Annotated in this window: 8 protein-coding genes; 1 reads left to right on the top strand and 7 read right to left on the bottom strand. The window is 54.1% G+C overall.

All coding sequences use genetic code 11. The features are described from left to right. Nucleotides 1-434 precede the first annotated feature (434 nt). Nucleotides 435-1838 carry a multidrug transporter subunit MdtD gene (mdtD, locus tag LBW88_RS19385; protein WP_224933620.1) on the top strand — a complete coding sequence of 468 codons (1404 nt, stop codon included), beginning with the start codon at nt 435-437 and terminating at the stop codon, nt 1836-1838. On the opposite strand, the gene rbsR is transcribed toward mdtD, so the two are convergent. The 7 genes from rbsR to LBW88_RS19350 form a co-directional block, all read right to left on the bottom strand. Continuing rightward, a complete protein-coding gene (rbsR, locus tag LBW88_RS19380) occupies nt 1835-2818 on the bottom strand; it encodes a ribose operon transcriptional repressor RbsR (protein ID WP_224933823.1) in 984 nt (327 codons plus the stop codon). The two genes, mdtD and rbsR, sit on opposite strands and share 4 nt — an antisense overlap. Nucleotides 2819-2831: 13 nt before the next feature. Next, nucleotides 2832-3761, bottom strand: a complete 930-nt coding sequence (gene rbsK / locus LBW88_RS19375) for a ribokinase (protein WP_224933621.1) — start codon at nt 3759-3761, stop codon at nt 2832-2834. A 64-nt stretch (nt 3762-3825) separates the two neighbouring features. Next, the gene (rbsB, locus tag LBW88_RS19370; protein WP_084932739.1) at nt 3826-4701 is read right to left on the bottom strand and encodes a ribose ABC transporter substrate-binding protein RbsB; all 876 of its coding nucleotides are present in this window, start codon (nt 4699-4701) and stop codon (nt 3826-3828) included. Between the two features lie 27 nt (nt 4702-4728). Beyond that, nucleotides 4729-5700 carry a ribose ABC transporter permease gene (rbsC, locus tag LBW88_RS19365; protein ID WP_224933622.1) on the bottom strand — a complete coding sequence of 324 codons (972 nt, stop codon included), beginning with the start codon at nt 5698-5700 and terminating at the stop codon, nt 4729-4731. Then, complete coding sequence (rbsA, locus tag LBW88_RS19360; RefSeq protein WP_224933623.1) at nt 5697-7205, bottom strand: ribose ABC transporter ATP-binding protein RbsA; 1509 nt, start codon at nt 7203-7205, stop codon at nt 5697-5699. The genes rbsC and rbsA overlap by 4 nt, the downstream gene beginning before the upstream one ends. Before the next feature lie 7 nt (nt 7206-7212). Next, nucleotides 7213-7632 carry a D-ribose pyranase gene (rbsD, locus tag LBW88_RS19355; protein ID WP_224933624.1) on the bottom strand — a complete coding sequence of 140 codons (420 nt, stop codon included), beginning with the start codon at nt 7630-7632 and terminating at the stop codon, nt 7213-7215. Between the two features lie 170 nt (nt 7633-7802). Beyond that, complete coding sequence (locus tag LBW88_RS19350; protein ID WP_224933625.1) at nt 7803-8198, bottom strand: YgiW/YdeI family stress tolerance OB fold protein; 396 nt, start codon at nt 8196-8198, stop codon at nt 7803-7805. Nucleotides 8199-8289: the final 91 nt, after the last annotated feature.

Genomic DNA, 8289 nt, shown 5'->3' with positions numbered 1-8289 from the left:
TCCTGCGAGTGCCCACACAGATTGTCTGATAAATTGTTAAAGAGCGGTGCAATCAGCGCCTTGGGCTGCTGTTGCGAGGGGCGTATATTACGCTTTCCTCCTTCAGAGTCAAACACTTTTTTCAGCGCTTTTCTCCGGCGGGGTGAATCACTTCACTCCCTGCTGAGTCGTCTGCGTTGCCGCTTTGCCGTCTCAGTGGATGCGCATTATAGGGAGTTGATTCTGGCTGACAAGGGTTTATTGCAAAAATTTGACTGAGCGCTACTTTTTTAACCGAACAGGCTAAAAACAGACATTTCTCGATCAATAATCAGCCAAATGCGCCCATTGAGCGGCACAAATCAGCGTCACGCACTCAAATACCAATGCTATTCTGTTAGCCAAACGCCGCTTTCTTTGTTGCTGATTGAACAATTATTAAAGAAGGACTTTCAATGATTCGCTCCGCGCGCAGTATGGCCGGCTTGCCCTGGATCGCCGCAATGGCGTTTTTCATGCAAGCCCTCGATGCCACCATCCTCAATACTGCGCTCCCTGCTATCGCCACCAGCCTTGAACGTTCCCCCCTCGCCATGCAATCTGCTGTTATCAGCTATACGCTTACCGTAGCGATGCTGATCCCGGTCAGTGGCTGGCTGGCCGATCGTTTTGGTACGCGCAAAGTCTTCATTATTGCCGTATCTCTGTTTACGCTGGGTTCATTGGCGTGTGCGCTGTCTGGCTCACTAAGTATGCTGGTTGTCTCGCGCATTATTCAGGGCGTCGGCGGTGCGATGATGATGCCGGTCGCGCGACTGGCGCTATTACGCGCTTATCCACGCAGTGAATTGCTGCCGGTACTCAATTTCGTGACCATGCCGGGATTAGTCGGACCGATTCTGGGTCCGATGCTTGGCGGCTTATTGGTCACCTACGCCAGCTGGCACTGGATATTCCTCATCAACATCCCGATTGGCATCGCGGGCATCTTCTATGCACGTAAATTTATGCCGGATTTCACTACGCCCAAACGTCGCTTTGATTTTGGCGGCTTTATATTGTTTGGTTTGGGTCTGGTGCTGATCTCAGTAGGCATCGAACTGTTTGGCGAGCGCATTGTGTCTCCGTGGCAGGCTGTGCTGGTGCTGTTAGCCGGTGTCGCGTTATTGCTTCTATATATAGTGCATGCACGCCGCCATCCCGCACCGCTGATCAGCTTACCGATGTTTAAAACCCGCACCTTCTCGGTTGGCATCATCGGTAACATCGCGGCACGTCTGGGTACCGGCTGTATTCCGTTCCTGATGCCATTGATGTTACAGGTAGGCTTCGGCTATCCCGCATTGATTGCCGGATGCATGATGGGACCGACGGCGATTGGCTCGCTACTGGCCAAATCAACCGTGACACAGGTGCTTCGTCGCTTCGGTTATCGCAAAACGCTAGTGGGTATCACCATCATCATCGGTATTCTGGTCGCCAGCTTCTCGCTGCAAACACCGGGTGAAAGCGTATTGATGTTATTAGCCGCGCTATTTGTATTGGGCATGGCGATGTCGACACAGTTCACCGCGATGAACACCATCACGCTGGCCGATTTAAATGATGAGAACGCCAGTGGCGGAAACAGCGTGCTGGCAGTAACACAGCAAGTATCGATCAGCTTTGGCGTGGCCGTCAGCGCGGCGGTGCTGCGTTTCTATCAGGATTTCGAGAGCAGCACCGTACAGCAATTCCACGCCACCTTCCTGACGATGGGCGTGATCACCGTATTCTCCGCGTTTGCCTTCCTGATGCTGCGTCCGGGTGATGGTCGCAATCTGATCGCCAATCGCGAGAAAAAGAAGAAAACCGCTTAAACCGAACCGCGTTCCACCAGCTCCGGCGTCAGTACCAGCGTTTGCTGACTGGCGTCGGGATCGCGCATACGGTGGATGAGTGTATCAATTGCCAGTTCACCCAGTTCATCCTTGGGCTGATGGATGGTAGTGAGTGGTGGCGTGAGATAACGAGCCAGTTCTATATTGTCATAGCCCATCACCGCGATATCTTGCGGCACGCGCAAGCCGGCCTGGAAGAGTGCGTGATAAACACCCACAGCCATCGCATCGTTACTGGTGAAAACCGCTTCAGGCAGCAACTCTAACGTTAGCAATTGGTTCATCGCGTTGAAGCCGCCCTGAAATTCGAAATCACCGTCAACCACATAACCCGGCAACACCGGTAATCCACTGCTGGTCATCGCTTTATGGAAACCTTCCAGACGCAAACGCGCCGGGGTTTTATCCTGTGGCCCGGCAATGCAGGCGATACGAGTGTACCCACGATCGATCAGATGCTGCGTCGCCAGCTCACCGCCCAACAGCGCGTTATCCTGAATTATGTCGCCACGCCCTTCAAACGGCGCCCAGTCCATCATCACCATGGGTACGGATGGATAGCGATTAAGGATCTCAGCAGAGGGAAGATGCGTTTCAGTGCACATCATCAGCAAGCCATCGACACGCTTTTGCATCAGCGTTTCCAGGCTGCGATTCATGCGCTCTTCATCGCCTTCGGTATTACACAGAATCAAACTGTAACCGCGCTCGTAGCAGCTATTTTCTACGCCGCGCACCACTTCTGAATAGAACGGGTTACTGCTGGCTGTCAGTAGCATGCCGATAGTACGCGTCTGATTGATCTTCAGACTGCGCGCCAATGCAGAAGGCGCGTAGTTCAGCTCGCGGATCGCCTGTTCCACTTTTTCCCGCACCTGTTCGCTAACAAAACGATTGTTATTGATGACGTGAGAAACGGTGGAGGTGGAGACGCCCGCCAGGCGGGCGACATCTTTCATGGTCGGCAAAGGCTTAACCCTGTTGCTGCAGGAAGTTATCGATCTCAGTGCGCCACGGCACTGAGGGTTGCGCACCCGGACGCGTCACCGCAATCGCGGCAGCAGCATGGGCAAAACGCACCGCATCATGCATCGCCACACCTTCCAGACGCGCAGTAATAAAGGCACCATTAAAGGTATCACCCGCAGCGATGGTGTCGATAGCCTGCACGCTGAAACCGGGAATACGCACGCCTTTACCTTGCTCGCTCAACCACACGCCACGACGACCTAAGGTGATCAATACGATTGAGATACCTTTATCATGCAACGCCTGTGCGGCACGAGCGGCATCCTCATCATTCTTCACCGCGATCCCAGTCAGAATTTCAGCCTCGGTTTCGTTCGGTGTGATGATATCAATCAGTGCCAGCAACTCGTCAGACAGATGAGTGGCAGGTGCTGGATTGAGAATCACTTGCGTGGCATTGGCACGCGCAATCTTCGCTGCCGCCAACACGCTTTCCAGCGGCGACTCCAGTTGCATTAACAAAGCCTCTGCATCGACAATCACCTGCTGATGGCGATCAACACAGGCTGGCGTCAGCGCCGCGTTAGCACCGGAATAGATGCCGATATTATTTTCACCTTCGCCATTCACGAAGATCATCGCCACACCGGTGGCTTCTTCTGCCACGGTTTCTACCGGAGCAGTATCAATACGGTCCTGCTGCAGCTGCTGGCGGATGCGTTCACCGATGTCATCTGCACCGACACAGGCGATAAACGCGATATCCGCACCGGCACGCCCGGCCGCTACAGCCTGGTTAGCCCCTTTGCCACCAAAAGCAATCTGATACTGTTTTCCGATCACCGTTTCACCCGGACGTGGAAAGTGGGTGAGGTTCAGGATGTGATCGGCATTGATGCTGCCGAGTACCGCCAGTTTTGCGCTTGTGTTCATAGGGTTTGATCCAGGAAGTTGCGCCACCGGTAAGGTGGCGCGTTGCCATGCTTTTCTTTGTTTTTTATTTGGTTACCAGCTTCAGGTCAACCGGGTTTACTGCCTGCACTTTTTCGCCTTTCAGCACTTTATCTGCAATATCAACACCAATCACGCCAATCTTATCGGGCATCTGCGCGACGGTAGCCGTCAGCTTACCGGCTTCTACCGCTTTCACACCGTCAGCGGTGCCGTCGAAACCGACCACCAGCACATCGGTTTTACCCGCAGTTTGCAGCGCACGCAGTGCACCCAGCGCCATTTCGTCATTCTGCGCGAATACCGCCTGCACATCCGGATGCGCCTGCAGCAGGTTCTGCATCACGTTCAGACCTTTAGTACGGTCGAAATCTGCAGGCTGGCTCGCCAGGATATTAAATTTATGTGCATCAGCAGCCTGTTTGAAGCCTTCGCCACGCTCGCGCGCCGCAGAAGTACCGGCAATGCCCTGCAGTTCGATAATTTTTGCGCCATCGCCCAGTTTCTTCGCGATGAAGTCACCGGCCATTTTGCCGCCGAAACGGTTGTCAGAGGCGACGTGGCTGACCACGGTGCCCTGTGCCGCCATGCGGTCCAGCGTGATCACCGGAATGTTGGCCTGGTTGGCCATCTTCACAGCGTTACCCACGGCATCAGAGTCCGTTGGGTTGATCAGCATCAGCTTGGTGCCGCGCACGGTCAGATCCTGCACGTTTGCCAGCTCTTTCGCCGGGTTGTTCTGTGAATCCAATACCACCAGGTTATAACCCAGTTTGTCGGCTTCTTTCTGTGCGCCATCTTTCAGAGACACAAAGAACGGATTATTCAGCGTCGATACAACCAGCGCAATCGTGTCCTTTGCCATCGCGCCAGCACTGAGGGTGGCGCCAAGGATGACGGCCAATGCAGTTAACTTTTTCATTTATAGTGTCCTGTGTGAGGGTCAGAGTTACTTACTGCTTTTGTTATCCACCAGCACCGCCAGCAGAATGACAACGGCTTTAACAATCATTTGGTAGTAAGAAGAAACACCCATCAGATTCAGGCCGTTGTTCAGGAAACCAAGGATCAATGCACCAATCAGCGTGCCCATAATGCGACCTTTGCCGCCCGCCAGGCTGGTGCCGCCTAATACCACCGCCGCGATGGCATCCAGTTCATATCCGGTGCCTGCCGTCGGTTGGGCAGAAGAAAGACGCGCCACTTCGATGGTGCCCGCCAGCGCCGCCAGCAGACCACACAGTGAATAGACGATGATTTTGACGCGATTAACGTTGATGCCTGACAGTCGCGTAGCCGCTTCGTTGCCGCCCAGCGCATAGATGTAACGACCAAGGCGGGTGTGATGCAGCATGTACCACGCCAGCGCAAACACCACCACCATCAGCCAGACCGGCGTTGGGATACCCAGCGGACGGCCAATGCCGAACCAGCCGAACAGATCGGCGTTATCACTGAAACCGGTGTTGATCGGGCTACCGTTGGTGTACACCATGGTCACGCCGCGCAGCAGCAGCATCATCACCAGCGTGGCGATAAAGGCCTGCACTTTGCCGCGCGCCACAATCACGCCGGTGATACCGCCAATGACCGCGCCTAATGCCAGTGAAGCCGCTACCGCCACCAACGCATTCACTTCCAGTCCGACAATCGAGGCGGCGACCGCACCAGTGAGCGCCAGCAGCGATCCCACTGACAAATCAATGCCCGACGTCAGAATCACCAGCGTCATGCCGACGGCCATAATGGCGTTGACTGAGGTCTGCTGCAGGATGTTGAACATGTTGGCAACGGTAAAGAAGTTCGGGCTTTGGCTCGCCACCACGGCAATCAGCACGATCAACGCAATCAGCGATTTCTGCTCCAGCAGCCAGGCTTTGCTAAACCAGCGACGGCTGGCGGGTAAGGTTTGGGTGCTCATACAACTAACTCCTCGCTGTGTTGCTTACCGACTGCTGCCGCCATCAGGGATTCCTGGGTAGCCTGCTCACGGGAAAATTCGCCACTCAGATGGCCTTCGTGCATCACCAGGATGCGATCGCTCATGCCCAGCACTTCCGGCATTTCCGACGACACCAAAATGATGCTCAGCCCTTCGGCTTTAAACTGGTTAATTAACTGATAAATCTCTTTTTTCGCACCCACGTCCACGCCGCGCGTCGGCTCATCCAAAATCAACACATTTGGACGCGTCATTAATCCGCGCGCAATCGCCACTTTTTGCTGATTGCCACCCGACAGCAAGCCAATCGGCTGCTCCATTGACGGGGTTTTGACGTTGAACAAACGGATGAAGTCACCCACCGCCAGCTGTTCTTCACTGTGTTTGAGATTACCGGTGGCATGGCTGAAATAGCGCAGCGCGGTCAATGACATGTTCTCTTTCACCGACATGCCGAGCACCAGGCCATCGCGCTTGCGGTCTTCCGAGATATAGACGATGCCGTTAGCCAAACCATCCTGAGGTGAGCGGGTGATAATTTCGCGGCCGTTGAGCATGACTTTGCCGTTGCTACGCGGCAGTGCGCCGTACAGCACTTTCATCAGTTCCGTGCGTCCCGCGCCCATCAAACCGGAAATGCCGAGGATTTCCCCTTTGCGCAGGTTAAAGCTGACGTTATCCACGCCCGGTCCGCTGAGATTTTCAACGGTTAAACGAATGTCGCCCGGCGCTTGATCGAGGTGCGGATATTGATCCTCCAGCTTACGGCCGACCATCATCTCGATCAGGCTCTCTTCGCTGAGATCGCTCACCGCGCGTTCGGCAATAAACTGCCCGTCACGGAATACGGTGACGTCATCGCAAATCTCGAAGATCTCCTTCATGCGGTGCGAGATATAAACAATGCCGCAGCCCTGCGCTTTCAGTTCATTGATCACGCGGAACAGCGACAGGGTTTCGGTATCGGTCAGTGCATCGGTCGGTTCATCCATAATGATGACCTGCGACTCGAAGCTGAGCACTTTGGCGATCTCAACCATCTGTTGATCGCCAATCGACAAGTCGCCCACCAGCTTATGGCTGTTGAAGCGCAGGTTCAGGCGATGCAATAGAGCATCCGCCTCGGCGTACATCCGATTCCATTCGATGCGGCCAAAACGGTTAACAAATTCACGACCGAGGAAAATATTCTCCGCGACGGTCAATTGAGGAATCAGGTTAAGTTCCTGATGGATAATACCAATGCCCGCTTCCTGCGACGCTTTAGGTCCAGAAAAAGCCACATCCTTGCCCAGCCACTGCAGCGAGCCGGCATCCATGCTGTAAATGCCAGTCAGCACTTTCATCATGGTGGATTTACCCGCGCCGTTTTCGCCCACCAGCGCCATCACGCGGCCTGGATAAACGGCAAGCGATGCGCCATTCAGCGCTTTCACGCCAGGAAACGACTTTTCAATCCCTTTGAGTTGCAATAACGGTTGCATAACGACCTCAGAAGGTTACGCCAGCGCTCAGGATGACATTCGCATACGGAGAACACTCTCCGCTGCGAATGACCGCCTGACTACGCTGCGTTTCTTGTTTGAACTGTTCATGGCTGGTGTAACTGATGGTGATGACATTCCCCTGGTGCCGTTGCAAGGCATCGAGCACGGCGAGCAGTGCGCTGTGAAGCTGCGGATTGTTCTGCTTAATCTCCTCCGCCATCAGGGCGCTTTCGACTTGCATCTCCTGAGTGACAACATCAACCACCTGTAGAAATTCGGGCGTTCCCGGCGTCAACGCCAGATCGATACGCTGTGGACCGGCCGGAATCGGCAAGCCTGCATCAGCAATCGTCAGCGTGTCGGTGTGCCCCAGGCGGGCAATAACATGAGAGAGTTCAGCGTTTAACAAGCGACCTTTTTTCATTTCTTCCACTCCACAGCGAAACGTTTCGCTGACCAGGAGTGTATTAAATGTGTGCGGCAACTCAATGGCATCATCACGGAAGTGTGATCGCCATCGAAACGTTTCGCTTGAACCGGGGGAAATTTGAGTTTGGCGGGGAATGTGAGCCGCCTGAACGGCTCTGAAAGGCTTTATGGCAGCTTGCGAACCTGTTTAACGTCCAACTCAATGGAATTAAAGTCCTTATCCAGCTCGCCGGTCAGTTCAACCTGATCCTTCGGCGTGATGGTCTGTCCATGCCAGCGCTTATGGTCGATTTCCACTTTCATGTTGCCGCTGCTGTCGCGGAACAGATAGTCCTCATCACCAATTTGCTTATCAAGATAGCCGCGCACGGTGATCCAGCTATCGTCTTTCATCTCTTCGGCCTGTTTCACGGTGACGACGCTGGTGTTATCAGCCTGGAAGCCACCTGCGTGAACCTGGGGCTTTGGCGCACTCGGGTCAACAAAACCACCTTGTTGCGCGGCCAGAACTGGCGTCGATGCCAACATCACAATTGCGATTAGCGCTGCACTCTTTTTCATTCTTCACCTCTGTTCCATGAATGTGTGGGATACGGAGCTATTACAGCACAGGGTTCTTAACAGGATCTTAAGGGGTAAAAAAACATAAAAA

Source organism: Pantoea sp. alder81, from assembly GCF_020179835.1.
Classification (GTDB): domain Bacteria; phylum Pseudomonadota; class Gammaproteobacteria; order Enterobacterales; family Enterobacteriaceae; genus Pantoea.
This window is presented reverse-complemented; position numbering and strand designations above follow the sequence as displayed.